Source organism: Sphingobium xanthum (genome assembly GCF_019737615.1).
In the GTDB taxonomy this organism is placed as follows: Bacteria; Pseudomonadota; Alphaproteobacteria; order Sphingomonadales; family Sphingomonadaceae; genus Sphingobium; species Sphingobium xanthum.
In genome coordinates, this window is record NZ_JAHKKS010000006.1 from 191542 (window position 1) to 210952 (window position 19411).

At 64.8% G+C, this 19411-nt stretch carries 21 protein-coding genes and 1 pseudogene; 13 read left to right on the forward strand and 9 right to left on the reverse strand.

All coding sequences use genetic code 11. From position 1 onward, the window contains the following. Positions 1–102: 102 nt before the first annotated feature. On the forward strand, positions 103–996 hold the full coding sequence (locus tag KM135_RS12000; RefSeq protein ID WP_221714257.1) for an acyl-CoA thioesterase: 894 nt from the start codon (positions 103–105) through the stop codon (positions 994–996). A gap of 38 nt (positions 997–1034) precedes the next feature. Here KM135_RS12000 and KM135_RS12005 read toward each other — a convergent pair whose 3' ends face one another. Further along, positions 1035–2321 carry an MFS transporter gene (locus KM135_RS12005; RefSeq protein ID WP_221714258.1) on the reverse strand — a complete coding sequence of 429 codons (1287 nt, stop codon included), beginning with the start codon at positions 2319–2321 and terminating at the stop codon, positions 1035–1037. 128 nt (positions 2322–2449) lie between these two features. On the opposite strand from KM135_RS12005, the gene KM135_RS12010 reads away from it, so the two are divergent. Both KM135_RS12010 and xrtV read left to right on the forward strand, forming a co-directional pair. Next, positions 2450–3259, forward strand: a complete 810-nt coding sequence (locus KM135_RS12010; protein WP_221714259.1) for a CmcJ/NvfI family oxidoreductase — start codon at positions 2450–2452, stop codon at positions 3257–3259. A gap of 120 nt (positions 3260–3379) precedes the next feature. Then, positions 3380–4294, forward strand: a complete 915-nt coding sequence (gene xrtV, locus KM135_RS12015) for an exosortase V (protein WP_221714260.1) — start codon at positions 3380–3382, stop codon at positions 4292–4294. A 61-nt stretch (positions 4295–4355) separates the two neighbouring features. On the opposite strand, the gene epsI is transcribed toward xrtV, so the two are convergent. From epsI to KM135_RS12050, 7 genes are all read right to left on the reverse strand, one after another. Next, positions 4356–5093, reverse strand: a complete 738-nt coding sequence (epsI, locus tag KM135_RS12020) for an exosortase-associated protein EpsI, V-type (RefSeq protein WP_221714261.1) — start codon at positions 5091–5093, stop codon at positions 4356–4358. Positions 5094–5227: 134 nt separating this feature from the next. Then, positions 5228–6532 (reverse strand): serine hydrolase domain-containing protein, encoded by a 1305-nt coding sequence (locus tag KM135_RS12025; RefSeq protein WP_221714262.1) that lies wholly within the window; start codon positions 6530–6532, stop codon positions 5228–5230. A 99-nt stretch (positions 6533–6631) separates the two neighbouring features. Then, positions 6632–7219, reverse strand: coding sequence for a hypothetical protein (locus tag KM135_RS12030; protein ID WP_246606000.1), 588 nt, complete (start codon positions 7217–7219; stop codon positions 6632–6634). 5 nt (positions 7220–7224) lie between these two features. After that, on the reverse strand, positions 7225–7914 hold the full coding sequence (locus tag KM135_RS12035; protein ID WP_246606001.1) for a HupE/UreJ family protein: 690 nt from the start codon (positions 7912–7914) through the stop codon (positions 7225–7227). A gap of 53 nt (positions 7915–7967) precedes the next feature. Then, positions 7968–8147 (reverse strand): hypothetical protein, encoded by a 180-nt coding sequence (locus tag KM135_RS12040; protein WP_221714265.1) that lies wholly within the window; start codon positions 8145–8147, stop codon positions 7968–7970. A gap of 150 nt (positions 8148–8297) precedes the next feature. Then, positions 8298–8747, reverse strand: a complete 450-nt coding sequence (locus KM135_RS12045; RefSeq protein WP_221714299.1) for a YaiI/YqxD family protein — start codon at positions 8745–8747, stop codon at positions 8298–8300. Further along, complete coding sequence (locus KM135_RS12050) at positions 8747–10516, reverse strand: DEAD/DEAH box helicase (protein WP_221714266.1); 1770 nt, start codon at positions 10514–10516, stop codon at positions 8747–8749. Before KM135_RS12050 ends, KM135_RS12045 begins: the two co-directional genes overlap by 1 nt. Positions 10517–11058: 542 nt before the next feature. Here KM135_RS12050 and ffh point away from each other — a divergent pair. The 8 genes from ffh to KM135_RS12090 all read left to right on the forward strand — a co-directional run bounded on the left by ffh (position 11059) and on the right by KM135_RS12090 (position 16135). Next, positions 11059–12540 carry a signal recognition particle protein gene (gene ffh, locus KM135_RS12055; RefSeq protein WP_221714267.1) on the forward strand — a complete coding sequence of 494 codons (1482 nt, stop codon included), beginning with the start codon at positions 11059–11061 and terminating at the stop codon, positions 12538–12540. A gap of 56 nt (positions 12541–12596) precedes the next feature. Continuing rightward, complete coding sequence (gene rpsP, locus KM135_RS12060) at positions 12597–13121, forward strand: 30S ribosomal protein S16 (RefSeq protein WP_221714268.1); 525 nt, start codon at positions 12597–12599, stop codon at positions 13119–13121. Between the two features lie 2 nt (positions 13122–13123). Continuing rightward, a complete protein-coding gene (gene rimM, locus KM135_RS12065; protein ID WP_221714269.1) occupies positions 13124–13606 on the forward strand; it encodes a ribosome maturation factor RimM in 483 nt (160 codons plus the stop codon). A gap of 30 nt (positions 13607–13636) precedes the next feature. After that, positions 13637–13915, forward strand: coding sequence for an AbrB/MazE/SpoVT family DNA-binding domain-containing protein (locus KM135_RS12070; protein ID WP_221714270.1), 279 nt, complete (start codon positions 13637–13639; stop codon positions 13913–13915). Then, positions 13912–14298, forward strand: a complete 387-nt coding sequence (locus KM135_RS12075) for a type II toxin-antitoxin system VapC family toxin (RefSeq protein ID WP_221714271.1) — start codon at positions 13912–13914, stop codon at positions 14296–14298. The genes KM135_RS12070 and KM135_RS12075 overlap by 4 nt, the downstream gene beginning before the upstream one ends. After that, entirely contained in the window at positions 14295–14996 is a 702-nt protein-coding gene (gene trmD / locus KM135_RS12080; RefSeq protein ID WP_221714272.1) for a tRNA (guanosine(37)-N1)-methyltransferase TrmD, read from the forward strand. Before KM135_RS12075 ends, trmD begins: the two co-directional genes overlap by 4 nt. 43 nt (positions 14997–15039) lie before the next feature. Beyond that, on the forward strand, positions 15040–15408 hold the full coding sequence (gene rplS, locus KM135_RS12085) for a 50S ribosomal protein L19 (protein WP_221714273.1): 369 nt from the start codon (positions 15040–15042) through the stop codon (positions 15406–15408). Positions 15409–15541: 133 nt separating this feature from the next. Then, positions 15542–16135 (forward strand): hypothetical protein, encoded by a 594-nt coding sequence (locus KM135_RS12090; protein ID WP_221714274.1) that lies wholly within the window; start codon positions 15542–15544, stop codon positions 16133–16135. On the opposite strand, the gene KM135_RS12095 is transcribed toward KM135_RS12090, so the two are convergent. Beyond that, on the reverse strand, positions 16136–17455 hold the full coding sequence (locus KM135_RS12095) for a patatin-like phospholipase family protein (RefSeq protein WP_221714275.1): 1320 nt from the start codon (positions 17453–17455) through the stop codon (positions 16136–16138). A gap of 291 nt (positions 17456–17746) precedes the next feature. Here KM135_RS12095 and KM135_RS12100 point away from each other — a divergent pair, with 291 nt between their 5' ends. Together KM135_RS12100 and KM135_RS12105 are read left to right on the forward strand one after the other, a co-directional pair. Next, entirely contained in the window at positions 17747–18772 is a 1026-nt protein-coding gene (locus tag KM135_RS12100) for an aspartate-semialdehyde dehydrogenase (protein WP_221714276.1), read from the forward strand. A 1-nt stretch (position 18773) separates the two neighbouring features. After that, a pseudogene (locus tag KM135_RS12105) lies at positions 18774–19405 on the forward strand (DUF2238 domain-containing protein). The last annotated feature ends 6 nt before the right edge of the window (positions 19406–19411 follow it).

Genomic DNA, 19411 nt, shown 5'->3' on the forward strand with positions numbered 1-19411 from the left:
AACGAGGTGCGTCCAGCACTTGCTTTACTAACGGAATTCAGCGCATTTTCCGGCCGCTCGCAGCCGGGGAGCGGTGCGAATGCGAGCGGATGAGGAAACGAGATGACCGATGCAATGCCGGATATGGACTGGCTCACGCGGGCGCTGGTCCATCTGCTGGACGTCGGGCCGGGGCATGCCGAAGGGCATTTCGTCGGCGTCCGCAAGCCGGGTGGTGCGGGGCGGGTGTTCGGCGGGCAGGTGGTCGGGCAGGCGCTGATGGCGGCGGTGAAGACGGTCGCGGAGGACCGGCTGGTCCACTCGCTGCATTGCTATTTCATGCGGCCGGCCAGCGAGGATTTCGAGATCGACTATCAGGTCGATGCCGACATGGAAGGCCGCGCCTTCTCCAACCGGCGCATCGTCGCACGGCAGCAGGGCAAGCCGATCTTCAACATGGTCGCCTCCTTCCAGCGCGCGGAGGAGGGGCCGGCACATCAATTTCCCATGCCGGAGGTGCCGGAGCCGGAGAGCCTGCTCGGCATGCGCGATCTGCTCAAGACGTTCGACAATCTGCCCGCCGGACCGGCCTTGCGGCGCATCGCAACCCAGCCGAGCCCGCTGGAGTTCCGGCCGATCGGCCCGATCCAGAGCGGGCTGGTCGATGAACTGCGCGATCCGTATGCGCTCTGCTGGGTGCGGATCGGGCGCGGTCCGATCGAGGCCGGGCAGGCGATGCAGCGCGCGATGCTGGCCTATGCGAGCGACATGCTGCTGCTCGCGACCGCCTATCGGCCGCATGGCCTGCAGATCGGCGGGCCGGAGGTGATCAGCGCCAGCATCGATCATAGCGTATGGTTCCACGGTGATGTCGAGGGCGGCGAATGGCTGCTCTATGCGATGGACAGTCCGTTCTCGGGATTGGGGCGCGGTTTCTCGCGGGGGCATTTCTTCGCGCAGGACGGGCGGTTGATTGCGAGTGTGGCGCAGGAAGGGCTGATGCGGCTGCGGGAGTAGCGTGTCTCCTCTCCCCGTCCGGGGCGAGGAGTTTTGGGTCACCCCATCGCCCCATGCTTCGATGTCTCGCGCATGCGCCAATAGGCGATGAGCGAGAGGGCGCACATGCCGCTCACATAATAGAAGAACAGTTCCTCGTGGCCGACCTTGACGAGCCAGAGTGCGACATACTCCGCGGTGCCGCCGAACAGGGCGTTGGCGATGGCATAAGGCAAGGCGACGCCGAGCGCGCGGATATGCGGCGGGAACAGTTCGGCCTTCACGATCGCGTTGATCGAGGTGTAGCCCGAGACGATGACGAGGCCGCCGAGGACGAGGGCGAAAGCGGTGACCGGATCGCGCGTGCCGCCGATGGCGGTGAACAGCGGCACGGTGAGCAAGGTGCCGAATATGCCGAAGCCAATCAGCAGGGGGCGACGGCCGATCCTGTCCGACAGTGCGCCGAAGACCGGCTGGAGACACATGAACAGGGTCAGCGCGGCGGTCATGATCAGGGTCGCCTGTGGCCGCGAGAAGTCGGCCGAGTTGACCAGATATTTCTGCATATAGGTCGTGTAGGCATAGAAGGAGAGCGTGCCGCCGGCGGTGAGCGCGATGACCAGCAGCGCTTCGCCCGGATGCTCGCGGAACAGCGCGAAGGTGCCGGATTTCTTGCCGCTTGCCTTGGCGGTCGCGAAATCGGCGGTCTCCTCGATCTTGCGGCGCAGGATGAAGACGCCGAGCGCCAGCACCGCGCCGACGAGGAAGGGGATGCGCCAGCCCCATTGCTCCATGGCCGTCTCGCTCAGCATCGCCTGCAGCGTGAGCTGGACGCCGAGTGCGGCGAGCTGGCCGCCGATCAGCGTCACATATTGCCAGCTGGAGACGATGCCGCGCCGGTTCTTGCCGGCCATTTCCGAGAGATAGGTGGCGCTGGCGCCATATTCGCCGCCGACGCTGAGCCCTTGGAGCAGACGCGCGACGAGCAGGAGCAAGGGCGCGGCAAGGCCGATCGTCTCGGCGGTGGGCATGAGGCCGATGAGCAGCGAGCCGCCGCCCATGAGGCTGACCGAGAGCGCGAGGCCCGCCTTGCGCCCGTGATGATCGGCATAAGTGCCCATGAGCCAGGCGCCGATCGGCCGGACGAGGAAGCCGACAGCGAAGATGGCGGCCGTGCTCAGCAGCTGCGCGGTCTGGTCCCCGGCGGGGAAGAAGCGGCTCGCGAAATAAACCGAGAAGGCGGAATAGACGTACCAGTCATACCATTCGACGAAATTCCCGAGTGAGCCGCCGACGATGGAGCGCAGCGCCTTGCGCCGCTGAGCTTGCTGCTGGGTATCGTGCAATGGCTGGTTCCGCCTGTGAGAGCCGCGTGTCCGGCCATAGTGGCGAGTGAAATCGCCGCTTGTCGAGTCGCAAAAGCCTTTCGTTGAAGAGCTTGCTGGATTAGCATTGACCGAGGGAGAGGGAGAAGATGATGAGCCGTTCGGGCGAACGTGACGCGGTAACGATCAACTATGTGGCCGATACGCCGGAGCGGCCGCGTTATTATGCCAACGACCACAGCAAGGACACGGTGGTCATCGAGCCGCATCCGATGCCGGCGATCGACGGGCGCGCGGAAAATCTTGAGCTCGATGGCGCGGGCTTCATGCTGGTGCGGCACGAGACCGCGCAAGACCTGACCGACAAGGCATCTGCCCCCGGCTATGCGGCCGAGATCGAGGCGCTGATCCAGAAGCTGACCGGTGCCGATGCCGTGGTCGTGACGGGCGCGCCGATCCTGCGTTTCTCCGAGAAGTCCGGCAAGGCCGGCAGCAGCGATAACAGCCATCCCGCGCGCTTCGCCCATGTCGATCTCAGCAACGCGACCGGCCACGCCTTTTCGAAGCGCTCCCAACCTGAAGGGAAAACCGTCGCTCGTGCGGCGCATTATAATGTGTGGCGGGTGCTCTCTTCCTCGCCGCAGGACGTGCCGCTCGCCATATGCGACGCGCGCAGCCTGCGAGGCGAGGAACTGATCCTTGCCGATGCGATCTTCGACCGGCCGGACGGCAACGACTGGAGCTTCGAGGGCTATGTGGTCGCGCACGATCCCGCGCATCGCTGGCACTGGTTTCCGGACATGGCGGCGGACGAGGCGATCGTCTTCAAGACGCATGACAGTCGTCCGGACGTCGCCCAATGTGTGCCGCATGTCGCATTCGACGACCCGGAGTGTCCCGAGGATGCACAGCCGCGCGTCAGCGTGGAAATTCGGGCTATCGCATATTGGTGGCAATAGACTTATCTAGTGTTCGCTTCTTGTGCATGGAGGCATCAAATAATATGGCTCGACGGCGGCACGATCATCTGGTCTTAACCTCGGCGAGTTACGCGAAAAGCTCAGCATTGAAGAGTTGATATGGCGACCAACGCATCTGTCCTTAACCAGCAATCTCTGGTGTCATCCATATTGAATTGGCTGAAGGCCAATCCCGTCCTGGTTGCCGGCGTACTGGCGGTCATGGTGCCGACGATGCTGCTGGTCGCCAATGAGAGCTGGTCTACGGAGCAGGGCGCGCATGGCCCGATCGTGCTGGCGACGGGTCTGTGGCTGTTGCTGCGCGAATGGAGCAAGGCACGGCCGTTGTTCGAGGCGCCGCCGGCCTGGCAGGTCGCTGCCTTCTTCGTGCCGTTGCTTCTGCTCTATTTCATCTCGCGTGTCAGCCATATCGTCGAGACCGAGGGCTTCCTCATGTATGGGCTGGTCGTCGCGACGATGTTCAGCTTCATCGGCGGCCGGGCGATCACCGCCATGTGGTTTCCGCTCATCTATCTGCTGTTCGTGCTGCCGCCGCCCGAGTCTCTCGTGGCCATGGTCACCAATCCGCTGAAGATCGCGCTCTCCGAGAGCGCGGTGAAGCTGCTTTATTATCTCGGCTATCCGATCGCATCGGCGGGTGTGACCATCCAGGTCGGCCAGTATCAGTTGCTCGTGGCAGAGGCGTGTGCTGGCCTCAATTCGCTGATCTCGCTCTCGGCGATCGCCTTGTTCTATGTCTATCTGCGGCACCACGCGAATGCGCGCTATGCGCTGCTGATGTTCCTCGCGATCCTGCCGGTGGCGATCTTCGCCAATTTCGTGCGCATCCTGCTGCTGGTGCTGCTCACCTATCATTCCGGCGAGGCAGCGGCGCAGGGCTTCCTGCATGACTTTGCCGGCATGACGATGTTCATGACTGCGCTGATCACGATCTTCGCGATCGATCATGTGGTCGGGCTGATCTGGCCGGGGCTGAAGAGCAAGAAGGCACAGCCGCCAGCAGCGGCGGCCTGAGCCTTCGCTTCTGTTCTGCGTTTGAGGTGAAGAGGGAAATCGTCTGACGCGCCGTGCGTCGTCAGACGATGTTTCCGACGATGACTTGCCGGCTCTGCTTCCCGGTGTGCGCGATCATATCCCGGATGAAGCCGCTCATCTGCGTGAGTGCCTTGTCGCGATCGGGGTTGATGACCGAGAGGCGCAGGAGCAGGCCATCGGCCAGATAGCCTTCCAGATTGGCCTTGGTCATCGCGATGCGCTGGGCCGCCCAACTCTGCGGGAAACTGTCGCCGATGCGCGTCCAGTACAGGATGTTCTCGATGCGCGATCCCATGGTCGCCGTGACCGAGCGGGCCGGAATATAATCGTCGCCCTGTAGCGGAATGTCATAGGGACTGCTGGCGTCGATGGAGAAGCCGGACGCATAATAGCAGACTTCCGGCCGGTGCAGCTGCACATTGTTGAGCTGTTCGCTGTTATAGGCCGCGAGGAACATGATGCCGACGCCCTGCGGATTGACATAGGTGCGCGTCAGAATGTGTTGATAGAGCTTGTTTGCCTGTTCGCTTTCGGGCGGCAGGACGAGCTCGCTGACCGGCAGCGTGCGCCAGTTGCCGAAAGAGGAGGGGAACAGCCCCTCATAGAATTTCTCGGACAGATCGGGATAGCGCCGCTTGGGCGTGCGCGCGAGCGCCAGGCCACTCACCGCGAGCAGGGAAGCGCCCATGATGATATGGCGCCGCGAAAGGCCGCCCAAACCGCTCGCCTCGGGGGATGTCTGGCCACCGCCCGGGGTAATCTTGCCTTCAACTGACACAGCAGCCTCTCTGTCTGACGTAAGCATGACTTAACAGCAAATCGTCGCTTACAAAACTGCCAATCTCCCTAGAATCAAATCCCTGCCAAGCCATTATCGTCCAGCAACGGAACATGGGCGATGCGGCAACGCTTTCAAGGCTCGACCAGCGCCTGATAGACGAGTGCGCGAGCCGGCCCCATGCCCGAGCCGTCATAGCCGCGTGGCCCCGCCGTCTCGAAATTCTGGACCATGCCGACGAACAGCAGATGATTGGCCGGATCGGCCCAAAACCAGGTGCCGGCCGCGCCTTCCCAGCTGATCGTGCCCTTGCCTTCCAGACGACCGGCGAGGCGCGGATCGTTCACCGTCATGACGCCCATGCCCCAGCCGACGCCCTTGCTGAACCGCGGATAGGGATTGCCGGCCGCGATCACCTCGTCCGGCACGACATTGGCCTGCATGACCTCGATCGTCGCGGGCGCGAGCAGTCGCACCTTGCCGAGCGCACCCCTGTTGGTCAGCATCTCGGCGAAGCGGGCATAATCGTCGATCGTCGAGACCAGGCCGCCGCCGCCGGACTCGATCCTGGGCGGCGTGCGATAGTCCGGGAGGGGAAGACCCCGGAACGTGCCGCCGGGCACCAGCTTGCCGCTCGGATCGTGCGAATAGAGCGAGGCGAAGCGGCCATATTTCTCGGGCGGCACGTAGAAGGCCGTATCGACCATGCCGAGCGGATCGAAGATGCGGCTGCGCAGATAGTCGCCGAACTTCATCCCCGAGAGCCGCTCGACGATCAGGCCCTGGACATCGACGGCGATGCTGTATTCCCAATCCGTACCGGGCTGAAACAGCAGGGGCACATCGGCGAGCCGCTCGACCATCTCCTGCAGATTGGCAGCGCCCATCGGATCCTGTTTGCGGAAGATGTCCGCGACCGGCCCGCTACTGAATCCACCGGAAAAGCCGACCATATGGCTCATCAGATCGCGCATCGTCGGCGGGCGCTTCATCGGCTCGAGGATCGGCTTGCCGTCCTTGTCGACACCGGCCGCCACCTTGAGTTTTGTGAGCTCGGGGACGAACTTCGTCACCGGATCGTCCAGCGTCCACTTGCCCTCCTCGTAGAGCATCATCATCGCGACGGCGGTAACGACCTTGGTCATCGAGTAGATGCGAAAGATGGTGTCGCGCGTCATGGGGCGTCCGGGCGCGGCATCGCCATAGGCCTTGAACGAGACGACCTTGCCATCGCGCGCGAGCAGCGTGACCATGCCGCCGACCTGCTGCGCGGCGACGGCTTTTGCCATCGTCTCGTCGAGCTTCTTCAGGCGCGCCGTATCGAAGCCCTGCGCTTCCGGCGTGGTGTTGGGGAGAGGAACGGCCCTTTGCGCCGCTGACGATGTTGCCGACAGGGCGAGTGCGCCCAGAAAGACTAGCTTTGGCCAGCGTGTCTTCATTTCCCTCTCCTCGTGCGGGCCGTTCTGGCCGCTCGTCACACTGGATGAGGAAAGGTGGACTTTGTCAAGTTGACTGCGCGATCCGGCGGCCGCCGGCGACTAGTCCAGCGGTGCGAAACGTTCGAACTCGCCTTTCGCCGTTGCCGTGATTACGACGGGCTTGTTGCCGTTGTTCTTCCAGTACCAGCCATGCCGACCCGTGAAGGCGGCTCGGAAGGTTCCGCTGGCACCGGCGGACTCGCCCTTGTCGTAGCTGGTATAGTCGTCCTCGCTCGCGGCGTTTTCGGGGTCGCCGTGCTGCTCATATTCGACCTTGGCGCCGTCGGTCGACCAGCGCCAGGTATAGGATTGACCTGCCTTCATCGTCGCCTTGGCCTCGCGCCCTTGATAGGGGAGCAGGACGATCCGGAGCTGCGTCGATCCATCGGGGAGAGTGGTGCTTTCGGGCTGGCTCGCGGCGGGAGCCACCGTTTCCGGGGCTTTGGCCACTGATGTGGCCCGTTTGGTGAGGCCCATGGCGGTCAGGCCGAGGGCGCCGCCGATGCCGGTCGGGTCCAAGCCATATTCCGCCGGAAGGACTGTGGTGGCGAGGATGAGGGCGGCCGCGCCCGCTGCGAGCAATGTCGCGCGATTGAGCTGGCGCGTCGTCAGGAGATGTTCGGGCGAAGGTGCGCCTTCATGGGGCATGCGGGTCATCCTTCCACGACATAGCCGGTCATCTGCAGACCGAAGAGAATGAAGCCAGCCGTCATCAAGAGGACATTGGCGGCGAAGGCATGGCGCGCGAAACTCGCTGTGCGGCGCCAATAGCCCATGGCGATGAGAATGAAGGTGAGCGCCAGCAGTTGGCCGATCTCGACGCCGACATTGAAGGCCACGAGATTGGCGATGAGCCCATCAGGCGAAAGAGCGAAATCCTGAAGCTTGGTCGCGAGGCCGAAGCCATGGACGAAGCCGAACAGTAGCACGGCGATCTTCGTGTTCGGCTGCATGCCCAGCCAGCGTTGCCAGGCGCCTAGATTGTCGAGCGCCTTGTAGACGATGGACAGCCCGATCAGCGCGTCCACGAGATAGGCGCTGACATGCGTGCCGAGCAGGACGCCCGCGATGAGGGTCGTGCTGTGGCCGAGGGCGAAGAGCGTCACATAGGTGGCGATCTGCCGCAGCCGATAGAGGAAGAAGATGACGCCGAAGAGGAAGAGCAGATGGTCGTAGCCCGTGACCATGTGCTTGGCGCCGAGATAAAGGAACGGGCCGATTTGCGGGCCGGAGACCTGCTCGATGAAGCCTTTGTCGCCCTCCGCGACGCCATGCGCCAGTGCCGCACTGCCGAGCGTGACTGACAACGCCAGGGCGCATGCCGTCAGCGCGGCGCGTCTCATTCCCCCTCTCATGCGATGCTTGTGCGTTGCCGGAGCACCGGCCGCAAGAGCGTTCAGCGCAGTTTCGCGATGCTCAGCCCGTCGGCCTTGGCGCGGTCCTTCACGGATTCCTCGCTGCGGGTGAGCGCCTTGGCGATCGCCTTGAGCGCCATGCCTTTCTTCGCGAGCGTGTGCAGCTTCTGGATTTCGGCGGCCGTCCAGGGCTGGCGGTGCCGTTCGAACTTTTCGGCCATGGTTGCTCTCTCTTTTCTCTAGCCCCTCCTCTTCAGAGGAGGGGTTGGGATGGTGCTGCAACGTCGCAGATCGCTTCGCGACACCCACCCTTGAACAGAGGCACGTGACTCTGTTCAACCCTCCCTTGAAAGGGAGGGGCTTAGCGTAGTCTAACGCCGCCTTTTCAAGCGCACGAGTGTTTCATCGAGCGCGGAGAGGAAACGGGAGCGGTCGGTCTTGCTGAACGGGGCCGGGCCGCCGATGACGTCGCCGCCCGCGCGCAGATCCGCCATGATCGCGCGCGTTGCGATGGCGCCGCCGATGGAGGCCATCGTGAACGGCTTGCCGGTCGGCGCGATGACCGTGGCGCCGGCTTTCAGGCACCGATCGGCCAGCAGGATGTCGGCGGTGATGCAGATCCTGTCCGCGTCGGCCCGCTCGGCGATCCAGTCGTCGGCCGCGTCGAACCCGTCCGAGACGACGACGCGATCGATCAGCGGATGCGGCGGGATGCGGATCGGGCTGTTGCTGACGATCGTCACCGGCACCTCCTGGCGGAAGGCGACCTTGTAGATCTCCTCCTTCACCGGGCAGGCATCGGCATCGACCAGGATGCGGATCATTTAGGCCCTTTGCCCGGCTTCTTGTGCCAATTGCCCTTCTTGCCGCCGGCCGGCTTGCCGGGGCCCTTGGGAGCGCTCGGCTTGCCATGATCGGGGCGACCGGTATGGGCGCGATAGGGCTTGGGCGCGTGGACGGGCCGGGCATTGTCGCGGCGATGGCGGCGGGCCTCGTCGCGCGGCTTGCCGTCGACCGGCTGGATCTCGACCTCGTCCTCCTCATTCGCCGTGCGGCGGACCGCGTCGAGGAAACGGGCCGCCAACGGACCGGGCACTTCGAACAATGTCTCGTGCGCCGCGATGCGGATGGCGCCGATCTCGCTGCGGCTCACATGGCCGCGCCGGCAGATCAGAGGCAGGATCCAGCGCGGATCGGCATTCTGGTTGCGGCCGACATTGATGCGGAACCAGGCGCTGCCCTCGAAGCCGGGTCGGGGGCCGCGCGGCTCCTGCGGTGCGTCGCTGGCGAGCAGGTCCTCCGGCTCGGGCAGGCGGGCGCGATGGGCGTGGACGAGGGCGGCGGCGATCTCCTGCGGGCTGCGCTCGGCGAGCAGGCGCTCGGCCAGGGCCTGGTCATGCTCGTCATACTCGACGGGCGCGAGAAGCGCGGCCAGCATGCGCTCGCTGTCCGCCTTGCGGATATCGGCGGCGGACGGCGCCGGGACCCACTCGGCCGGAATGCGCGCGCCGCGCAGCATGCCCTCGACCCGGCGGCGGCGCGGATAGGGCACGATCAGCACGGCCGTGCCCTTCTTGCCGGCGCGACCGGTGCGGCCGGAGCGGTGCTGCAAGGTCTCGGCATCGCGCGGGATCTCGACATGGACGACAAGGCTGAGGCTCGGCAGATCGATGCCGCGCGCCGCCACGTCGGTCGCGACGCAGACGCGCGCGCGCTTGTCGCGCAGGGCCTGCAGCGCGGAGTTGCGCTCGTTCTGGCTATGCTCGCCTGAGAGCGCCACGGCCGCGAAGCCGCGCTCGATCAGGCTGGCATGGAGATGGCGGACATTGTCGCGCGTCGCGCAGAACAGCATCGCCGTCTCGGCCTCGTGGAAGCGCAGCAGATTGACGACAGCATTCTCGATATCGGCAGGCGCGACGGCCATTGCCTGATAGCTGATGTCGCCATGGCCGCGATCCTCGCTGACGGTCGAGATGCGCAGCGCGTCGCGCTGGTAGCGGCGGGCCAGCGACACGATCGGCGCGGGCATAGTGGCGGAGAAGAGCAAGGTGCGGCGCTCGGCGGGGGTCGCGTCGAGGATTTCCTCGAGATCCTCGCGGAAGCCCATGTCGAGCATCTCGTCGGCCTCGTCGAGTACCACGGCCCGGAGCGCCGAGAGGTCGAGCGCGCCACGCTCGAGATGATCGCGCAGGCGGCCGGGCGTGCCGACCACGATTTGCGCGCCATAGCCGAGCGCGCGGCGCTCCTTGCCGGCATCCATGCCGCCCACGCAGGTCGCGATGCGCGCGCCGGCCTTGCCATAGAGCCAGATGAGTTCGCGGCTCACCTGCAACGCGAGCTCGCGGGTCGGCGCGATGACGAGGGCGAGGGGCGCTGCGGCCGGGGGCAGACGACCATCGTCGCTGAGCAGATCGCTGGCCATGGCGAGGCCGAAGGCGACGGTCTTGCCCGAGCCGGTCTGGGCGGAGACGATCAGGTCTCGGCCATAGGCATCGGCTTCCAGCACGGCGGCCTGAACCGGCGTGGGGGCGGCATAGCCGCGTTCGGACAGGGCAGTGCCGAGAATCGGCGGAAGATCGGAAAAGGGCATGAATCTCGCAATTGGTTCTTGGCCGCTGGTGGCGGCGAGTCAGGATATCGAAGCGTGAGTGCAGTCGGATATCAGAATCGGCTTGCCGCACTCGACAATGCCCGAACCGGGCTGTCACGGCGACACACCGCGCGCCCATACATGGCTTTGCGGCATTTGGCATGCGCTGTTTTTGTGCGGATGCAAAATGATGGGGGTCGGGCACATCATTCGTCCTCTCCCGTTCCCCGGCGAAGGCCGGGGTCCAGCCCTCTATGGAAAACTTGCGCGGCAGCGCGATGCGCCGAGTCTGGACCCCGGCCTTCGCCGGGGAACAGTAAGGCGGCAGTGAGCGAAACCGCTTCACCTTGCCTTTTCCGGCCTCCTTCGCTAAGGCGCGCCCGTTCGAAGGCGGTGTTCCGCTCATTCGGGCGCCCTGACATCCTGGATCGAGCTGTCCAAGGATAGACGCTGGTCGGCGAGGTTTCGCCCACCGGCGCGATTGTCGTTGTGGGGCTTTTGGCTCAGGTTTTCCGCGGTTTCGGCCGCATCGAGGTGTGTGAATGTTCGACAGTCTGAGCGATCGGCTTGGCGGCGTCTTCGACAAGCTCCGGGGGCGCGGCGCGCTTACCGAGGCGGACGTGCGCGCGGCGATGCGCGAGGTGCGAATCGCACTGCTCGAGGCCGACGTTGCGCTGCCGGTTGTCCGGGACTTCGTCGACAAGGCGACCGAGAAGGCCGTCGGCAGCGACGTGCTGCGCTCGATCACGCCCGGCCAGATGGTCGTCAAGATCGTCTCGGACACGCTGACCGAGACGCTGGGCGCCGATGCCTCCGAGCTGCTGATCGAAGTGACGCCGCCCGCGGTCGTCATGATGGTCGGCCTTCAGGGCTCCGGCAAGACCACCACCACAGCCAAGATCGCCAAGCGGCTCAAGGAGAAAGAGCGCAAGAAGGTGCTGATGGCGTCGCTCGACGTCAATCGCCCGGCCGCGCAGGAACAGCTTGCCGTGCTCGGCACGCAGACCGACGTGGCGACGCTGCCGATCGTCGCTGGCCAGCAGCCGGTCGACATCGCCCGGCGCGCGCTCCAGGCGGCGAAGCTCCAAGGCTATGACGTGCTGATGCTCGACACGGCCGGTCGTCTGCATGTCGATCAGGCACTGATGGACGAGATGAAGGCGGTTGCCGAGGTCGCCAATCCCGCCGAAATCCTTCTCGTCGTCGATAGCCTGACCGGTCAGGACGCGGTCAACGTCGCGAGCAGCTTCACGAGCCAAGTGCCGCTGACCGGCGTCGTTCTGACCCGCATGGACGGCGATGCGCGGGGCGGCGCGGCGCTCTCGATGCGCGCCGTCACCGGCCAGCCGATCAAGTTCGCGGGCACGGGCGAGAAGCTCGACGCGATCGAGCCGTTCCACCCCGCGCGCGTCGCGCAGCGCATCCTCGGCATGGGCGACGTCGTCAGCCTCGTCGAGCGCGCGGCCGAGACGATCCAGGCGGAAGAGGCGGACAAGCTCGCCAAGCGCATGGCGGCCGGCAAGTTCGATCTCAACGATTTGCGCGCGCAGCTGGCCCAGATGCAGCGCATGGGCGGCCTCGGCATGCTCGCCGGCATGATCCCCGGCCTCAAGAAGGCGCAGAGCCAGATGGCCGCGGCCGGCGTCAACGACAAGACGCTCATCCATCTCGATGCGCTGATCGGCTCGATGACGCTCAAGGAGCGCGAGAAGCCCGAAATCCTCAACGCCAAGCGCAAGATCCGCGTCGCCAAGGGTGCCGGCCTGCAGGTGCAGGACGTCAACCGTCTCCTGAAGATGCACATGGAGATGTCGACGGCGATGAAGAAGCTCAAGAAAATGGGCGGCCTCAAGGGCCTCGCCAAGATGTTCACCGGTGGTGGTGGCATGGGCGGGCTCGGTGGCCTCGGTGGTGCAGGTGGTGCCGGCGGCACGCAGGGCGACCTGAGCGGTCTCAAGGGCCTGCCCGGTCTGCCGGACATGCCGAAGCGGCCGCCCGGCTTCCAGAATTTTCTCAAGAAATAATCACAACTATCTCGCATAATATTTTGAATAAGTTCAGAAAGGTAAGGTAAGACGTAATGGCAACCAGCATTCGCCTGTCGCGCGGTGGCTCCAAGAAGCGCCCCTATTACAAGATCGTCGTGACCGACAGCCGCGCGCCCCGCGATGGCCGTTTCATCGAGCGCATCGGCAGCTACAACCCGCTGCTCGCCAAGACGGACGAGAAGCGCGTCGTGCTCGACGCCGAGCGCGCCAAGCACTGGATCAGCGTCGGCGCCCAGCCGACCGACCGCGTGGCCCGCTTCCTCGATGCCGCCGGCGTCAAGGAGCGCGCAGCACGCAGCAATCCGAACAAGGCGGAGCCGGGTCAGAAGGCCAAGGACCGCGCCGAGGACAAGGCCGCCAAGATCGCTGAGGCCGCCGAGGCTGAAGCCGCAGCGAAGGCTGCCGCTGAGGAAGCCGCCAAGGCTCCGGCCGTGGAAGAGGCTCCCGCCGAGGAAGCTGCTGCCGAAGCGCCCGCCGAAGAGGCTGCTGCCGAGGAGGCCCCGGCCGCTGAGGAAGCTCCTGCTGAGGAAGCCGGCGAAGAGAAGGCCGAGGGCTGATCTTGCAGGCTGATCGCCCCGTCACGCTCGCCGCCATCATCGGCGCGCATGGCGTGACGGGCGAGCTGCGCCTGAAGCTGTTCGGCGAAGGGCCGGACAGCCTCAAGCGTTACAAGAGCTTCGACGCGGGCGGGCGCACGCTCACGTTGAAGACGGTCCGCGATGGCCCGAATGGCGCCGTCGCGCGCTTCGCGGAAGTGACCGACCGCAATGTCGCCGAGGCTCTGCGCGGGACGGAATTGACTGTTCCGCGCTCCGCTCTCCCGCCGCTGGAGGAGGGCGAATATTATCATGTCGATCTGATCGGCCTGCCCTGCGTCACGGATGCGGGCGAGGCGATCGGCACGGTCGTCACGGTCGAGAATTTCGGCGCAGGCGACATCCTCGAAATCGAGAAGCCCGACGGCAAGCGCTTCATGGTGCCGATCCACGCTACGCAGGTCGAGGCCGAGCGGGCGGTGATTGACGCGGCGTTTATCGAATAGTATATACGTAATGTATATACGGAGGCGGCGATGAGCGATGAAGCCGAATATGTCGGCAAGACATTCAAATCGGGTAATTCGGTGGCGCTGCGACTTCCGAAGGGCCTTGGCCTGCCCGAAGGGACAGAGGTGCGGATATTGCGGGAGGGGCGCATGACGTTTCGTGTCGAACCGGTCGAGGCGCCGAGGAGGACGATCGATATCAGCGGCTTCGCCGGAAAGTTGCCTGGCTTCAAACCGGCGCCGCGCGAGGATTTCGAGGAACGTCCTAGCGCTGTCGCCCGCCGCAAGGCGCTGTCCGGCGAGTGACGCGCTATCTCATAGACTCTGATCTCGCCATCTACTCGATGGGCGGGGAGCCGGACTCTGTTCTCAACAGGCGTCTGGCTTCCTGCTATCCGGGTGATGTCGCGATTTCGGCGGTCAGCTTTGCCGAAGTCGCGCTGGGCACCTGGAATGGAAAGCCGCCACGTCAGGAGATTCTGGACGCCTTCATCCGCGTCGTTCCGATTGTCGATTTTGATGAAGCGGCCGCACGAGCTTACGCGTCTCTGCCGTTCAAGCGCGCGCGTTTCGATCGTTTGCTGGCGGCGCACGCCCTCAGCATCGGTGCGATAATCATTACCAACAACGAAGCCGATTTTGCAGATGTGCCGGGCTTGGTGATCGAGAACTGGACACTGCCGCTTTGACGTTCGCTGCCCAGATCCTCACGCTCTACCCCGAGATGTTTCCCGGCCCGCTGGGAATCAGCCTTGCCGGGCGCGCACTAGGGGATGGCATATGGACTTGCGAACCCACGCAAATCCGCGACTTCGCGACCGACAAGCACAAGAGCGTCGATGACACGCCGGCAGGCGGTGGAGCGGGAATGGTGCTGCGGGCGGACGTGCTGGCGCGAGCGGTCGATCATGCGCTGGAGGTGCATCCGGCCCTCCCGGTGCTGGCCATGACGCCGCGCGGCAAGCCGATCACGCAGGCGCGCGTGCGGGCGCTCGCGGACGGGCCGGGCGTGACCATCCTGTGCGGCCGGTTCGAGGGTTTCGACGAGCGGCTGTTCGAGGCGCGCCCGATCGAGCAGGTCAGCATGGGCGACATCGTCCTCTCGGGCGGAGAAATCGGCGCTTTCATGCTGCTTGACGCTTGCATTCGGCTGCTTCCTGGCGTAATGGGCGCGGCTTCAAGCGGGGTAGAGGAGTCGTTCGAAAACGATCTCCTCGAATATCCGCAATTTACCCGACCTGCTATATGGGAAGGGCGCACGATCCCCGAAGTGTTGCGATCGGGGGATCATGCGAAGATCGCGGCATGGCGGAAACGCCAGGCGGAAGACGATACACGGCTACGCAGGCCAGACCTCTGGGAGCGCTACAGGAGCGCTCGGGACTGACCTGCCTCTGGTGCGCGACGACAGACGAAGGAAGACAGGACAAATGAACCTGCTGCAGACCATCGAGGCGGAAAACATTGCCGCTATCTCCAAGGATATTCCGGACTTCCGTCCGGGCGACACGCTGCGCATTGGCGTGAAGGTCGTCGAAGGCGACCGCACCCGCGTCCAGAATTTCGAGGGCGTGTGCATCGCGCGTTCGAACAAGGGCATGGGCTCGAACTTCACCGTGCGCAAGATCAGCTTCGGCGAAGGTGTGGAGCGCGTGTTCCCGCTCTACTCGCCGAACGTCGAGAGCATCACGGTCGTCCGCAAGGGCGTCGTGCGTCGCGCCAAGCTCTATTATCTGCGTGGCCGCACCGGCAAGCGTGCGCGCATCGCCGAGCGTCGCGACACCCGCGAAGAGGCCTGATCGGCCGTTACAGTATCGTTATCGAACGGTAACAAAGGGGCGTCGCAAGCATTTGCGGCGCCCCTTTCTGCTTGCGCACCCAACTCGCTCTCCGGCAAGAACGCCGCACATCACCACGTGGAGAGGGTGCGCCATGCGGCACAAGAGTTTGATTGCGGCAGCGACGTTGTTGCTTGTTGCAGCCTGTAATGGCCAGAATGACGGCACGATCGGCGGCGCCGATTACGCCACCGAGGAAAGCAACCTCACCTTCATGGAGGATGTGCCGGCCGACCAGTTGCCGCCGGACACGCTGAACCTCAATCTCAAGGAAGTGATGGCTCACGTCTTCCAGTTCTCTGGCGAGAATATCTGGAAGTGGCAGGGCTATATCACCGACGAGAAGGGCGAGCGCTCGCTGTTCCCCAAGACCGACGAGGAATGGGAACAGGCGGAAAGCGCGGGCCTCACATTGGCGGAGCTGACCAACATCCTGCTGCTGCCTGGGCGCCGGGTCGATGATCCGCGCTGGGCCAAGGCCGTGGCGGATGTGCGCGCCATTGCGTTGCGTGCAGCCAAGGCAGCCGAAAACAAGAATGAAGAAGCCTTCTTCGCGGCCGGTGGAGATCTGGATGGCGCCTGCGAAAGCTGCCATCTCGCCTTCGCGCCCTGGAGCGCCAAGCCGCATACCTTGCAGGCTGCGGGGAAGACCGCGCCGCCACCGCCACCCGCCAATCAGTCGGAGTGATCAGGGTTCGACAGGCTGGCCATTGGTCGCCCCGTCGATCTCGATCAGGGGCAGCCAGATGCGCTGCTCGCGCGCGCGCCGGTCGCCATAGGCCATCAGGCAGCGCATGAACTCCGGCGCGAACTGCGCATTTTTTTGCGCGGTCTTGAGCGTCAGGCAAGTCGGGCTGGCCGGATCGCCCGGGTCGAGGCGCTGCGCGCGCCAGCCATCCGCGCTGGCGAAACCGATATGGCCGGTCGGCACCTGGAGGCGCAGCGAGGCGACCGAACTGACCTCTACCTGATTGACCAGGATCGCTTCGGCTCGCAGCGCGGCATCGACCGCGTTGAGCTTGCGATTGGCCTTTTCGTCCGCATCCATGTCGGTCGGCCCGTTGCGCAGGACCAGCAGAGGCAGGCCGCCGTTGGTCTGGTCCATCTGGTTTTCGATCTCGCGCTGCACGAAGGTCGCGAATACCGACTGACGCACGCCGCCGTCGAAATAGGTCTTGCCGGCCACTTTTACCTGCTGGAAGAAAACCGGCATCGCGACGGATGCTAGCGCGGCGCCAGCAATGCACTGGCGCTTCGCGCGCGCATCGAGGTCGGGCGCGGCGGCGATTCCGTTGATGTCCGCGAACTGGAAGCGTCCGCTCTCCGCCTCGACAAAGCCTGCAAGCATGATGACATTGCTCTGCGCAAGGCGCTCCAGCATCGGGCAGGGGGCGCCGCTGGCCAGCGCGGCATCCGGGCACAATGCGCTCTCGATGCGGTTCCGCAGCGGCTTGAGGCCGGACATGGAGCCGGTCATCACCGCCATCATCTTGCCGCCGCGGTTGACGATCTCGCTTTCCCTGAGCGGCGAATAGGCGGTGCGCAGCGCGGCGCGGACATCGGCATCTTCCAGCCCGGCCCCGATAAACAGCATCTGGAGGGCACCGGTGCTGACGCCAGTGATGGCCACCGGATTGGGCCATTCTGCGGCATCATAGGAGGCGAGGCTGGTGAGCAGGCCCGCGCCGAATGCACCCCACTGACCACCACCCGAAAGCAGCAGGACGGATGGCTTGTCTGGCGCGGTGAGCGTCATCGGCCCGGCATTGCGGGTCGGGCGCCGATATTGCTCGACCTCTGCGTAGATGAGCGCCGCATCGACCTTCGCCTTGTCTTGCAGAGGGGATTGCCGGGCCTGATCGGCCTCGAGCGGAGAAGGCCGTGGCGGCTCGGCCGCGATGCCCGGCGCAGCTGCGCCCAGCGTTGCCGGTGGGGCGGCGGCCAGGGCAGCATGCGGCCAATTCTCCCGGATTTGCGCCTCGAGCGGCGAGTAAGGCAAATCGGACACGAACCTTGGAAACTGCTCGCAATCGACAAGGAGGGGGCCGCGTGTCGCGCAAGCACCGAGCGTGGATGAAAGGCAGGCAAGCGCCAGCAGGCGCGTGAACGATCGCATCAAATCCCCCAAATAAGTTGTACCGACGCGACCCGTTATCGGGCGTGCCTATCATCGCGGCGGCGCCCTGCCAATCCGGGGGCGAGTTGCTGCGATCAGGCGACCGACGCAGCCTTTGCCTCGCGCCGCGAATTGGTTTATCCGCCCGCGCTCGGAACCCCCTTATCTGCTCGGAGACTCCCCGTGGGCTATCGTGTCGTCGTCGTTGGCGCCACCGGCAATGTCGGTCGCGAAATGCTGAACATTCTTGCCGAACGGGAATTCCCGATCGACGAGCTGGCGGTCGTTGCCTCTTCGCGCTCGACCGGAGACGAGATCGAGTTCGGCGAGACCGGCAAGATGCTCAAGATCAAGAATCTGGAGCATTTCGATCCTGCCGGCTGGGACATGGCCTTGTTCGCCATCGGGTCGGACGCGACCAAGATCTATGCACCCAAATTCGCGGCGGCCGGCTGCACCGTGATCGACAACAGCTCGCTCTACCGCATGGATCCGGACGTTCCGCTGATCGTGCCCGAGGTGAATCCGGACGCGATCGACGGCTACAAGAAGAAGGGCATCATCGCGAACCCGAACTGCTCGACCGCGCAGATGGTCGTGGCATTGAAGCCCCTGCATGACGCAGCGAAGATCAAGCGCGTGGTCGTGGCGACCTATCAGTCGGTTTCCGGCGCCGGCAAGGCCGGCATGGACGAGCTGTTCGAGCAGAGCCGCAACATCTTTGTCGGCGATCCGGCCGAGCCAAAGAAGTTCACCAAGCAGATCGCCTTCAACGTCATCCCGCATATCGACGTCTTCCTGGACGACGGCTCGACCAAGGAAGAGTGGAAGATGGTCGTCGAGACCAAGAAGATCCTCGATCCCAAGATCAAGGTGACGGCGACCTGCGTGCGCGTCCCCGTGTTCGTCGGCCATAGCGAGGCGATCAACATCGAGTTCGAGGATGAGATCAGCGCGAAGAAGGCGCAGTCGATCCTTCGCGAGGCGCCGGGCATCATGCTCGTCGACAAGCGCGAGGACGGCGGATACGTCACGCCGATCGAGTGCGTCGGCGAATATGCGACCTATGTGAGCCGCGTCCGCGAGGATTCGACGGTCGAGAACGGCCTGTCGCTCTGGTGCGTGTCGGACAATCTGCGCAAGGGCGCGGCGCTGAACGCCGTGCAGATCGCCGAGCTGCTCGGTCGGCGGCATCTCAAGAAGGGTTGAGATGGGGCAGGGGGACTCGCTCCCACGAGCGCAATGGCTGCTGATCGGCAGCCTGCTTCTCGTTGTTGCCCTCGCCAACATCGCCCAGCCTTATCCCGCGCTGGCGCCGCTCCAGCACGCGCCGACGGTCCTGCTCTGTCTCGCCGCGCCCTCGCTGCTGCGGCGCTGGCCGCTCACGACCGGCGCGGTAGGGCTGATCTGGCTGTTCCTGCTGCTTCACACATTGGGCGGGCGCTACATCTACTCCTATGTGCCCTATCAGGGTTGGCTCGCGGCGGTGGGCGGCGAGGCGTTTGGCGGGATGCTCGGCAGCGCCCGCAACGGCTATGATCGCCTCATCCATTTCCTGTTCGGCCTGCTATTGACGCCCGTCCTCGCGCAGGTGGCGCAGCAGCATGGCGGAACTGGCCGCGCGCGGCGTGGCTGCTCGGCTTCGCTCTGGTGGGCCTCGCCAGCGCGCTCTACGAAGTGTTCGAATGGCTGCTGACCGTCGTCGCAGCGGGCGAGACGGCTGACTATTATAACGGCCAGCAGGGCGACGTCTGGGATCCGCAGAAGGACATGGAACTGGCGCAGCTTGGCAGTCTTCTGGCGTGGATTGCCGGACGGTGGCGCCGCCGACCCGCGTCGTGACGCTAT

Excerpts from the sequence above, each read along its gene's own strand:
- KM135_RS12000 (WP_221714257.1), top strand. The coding sequence starts at position 103 with ATGACCGATGCAATGCCGGATATGGACTGGCTCACGCGGGCGCTGGTC.
- KM135_RS12010 (WP_221714259.1), top strand. The coding sequence starts at position 2,450 with ATGATGAGCCGTTCGGGCGAACGTGACGCGGTAACGATCAACTATGTG.
- xrtV (WP_221714260.1), top strand. The coding sequence starts at position 3,380 with ATGGCGACCAACGCATCTGTCCTTAACCAGCAATCTCTGGTGTCATCC.
- KM135_RS12025 (WP_221714262.1), bottom strand. The coding sequence starts at position 6,532 with ATGAAGACACGCTGGCCAAAGCTAGTCTTTCTGGGCGCACTCGCCCTG.
- KM135_RS12030 (WP_246606000.1), bottom strand. The coding sequence starts at position 7,219 with ATGCCCCATGAAGGCGCACCTTCGCCCGAACATCTCCTGACGACGCGC.
- KM135_RS12035 (WP_246606001.1), bottom strand. The coding sequence starts at position 7,914 with ATGAGACGCGCCGCGCTGACGGCATGCGCCCTGGCGTTGTCAGTCACG.
- KM135_RS12040 (WP_221714265.1), bottom strand. The coding sequence starts at position 8,147 with ATGGCCGAAAAGTTCGAACGGCACCGCCAGCCCTGGACGGCCGCCGAA.
- KM135_RS12050 (WP_221714266.1), bottom strand. The coding sequence starts at position 10,516 with ATGCCCTTTTCCGATCTTCCGCCGATTCTCGGCACTGCCCTGTCCGAA.
- ffh (WP_221714267.1), top strand. The coding sequence starts at position 11,059 with ATGTTCGACAGTCTGAGCGATCGGCTTGGCGGCGTCTTCGACAAGCTC.
- rpsP (WP_221714268.1), top strand. The coding sequence starts at position 12,597 with ATGGCAACCAGCATTCGCCTGTCGCGCGGTGGCTCCAAGAAGCGCCCC.
- KM135_RS12070 (WP_221714270.1), top strand. The coding sequence starts at position 13,637 with ATGAGCGATGAAGCCGAATATGTCGGCAAGACATTCAAATCGGGTAAT.
- rplS (WP_221714273.1), top strand. The coding sequence starts at position 15,040 with ATGAACCTGCTGCAGACCATCGAGGCGGAAAACATTGCCGCTATCTCC.
- KM135_RS12090 (WP_221714274.1), top strand. The coding sequence starts at position 15,542 with ATGCGGCACAAGAGTTTGATTGCGGCAGCGACGTTGTTGCTTGTTGCA.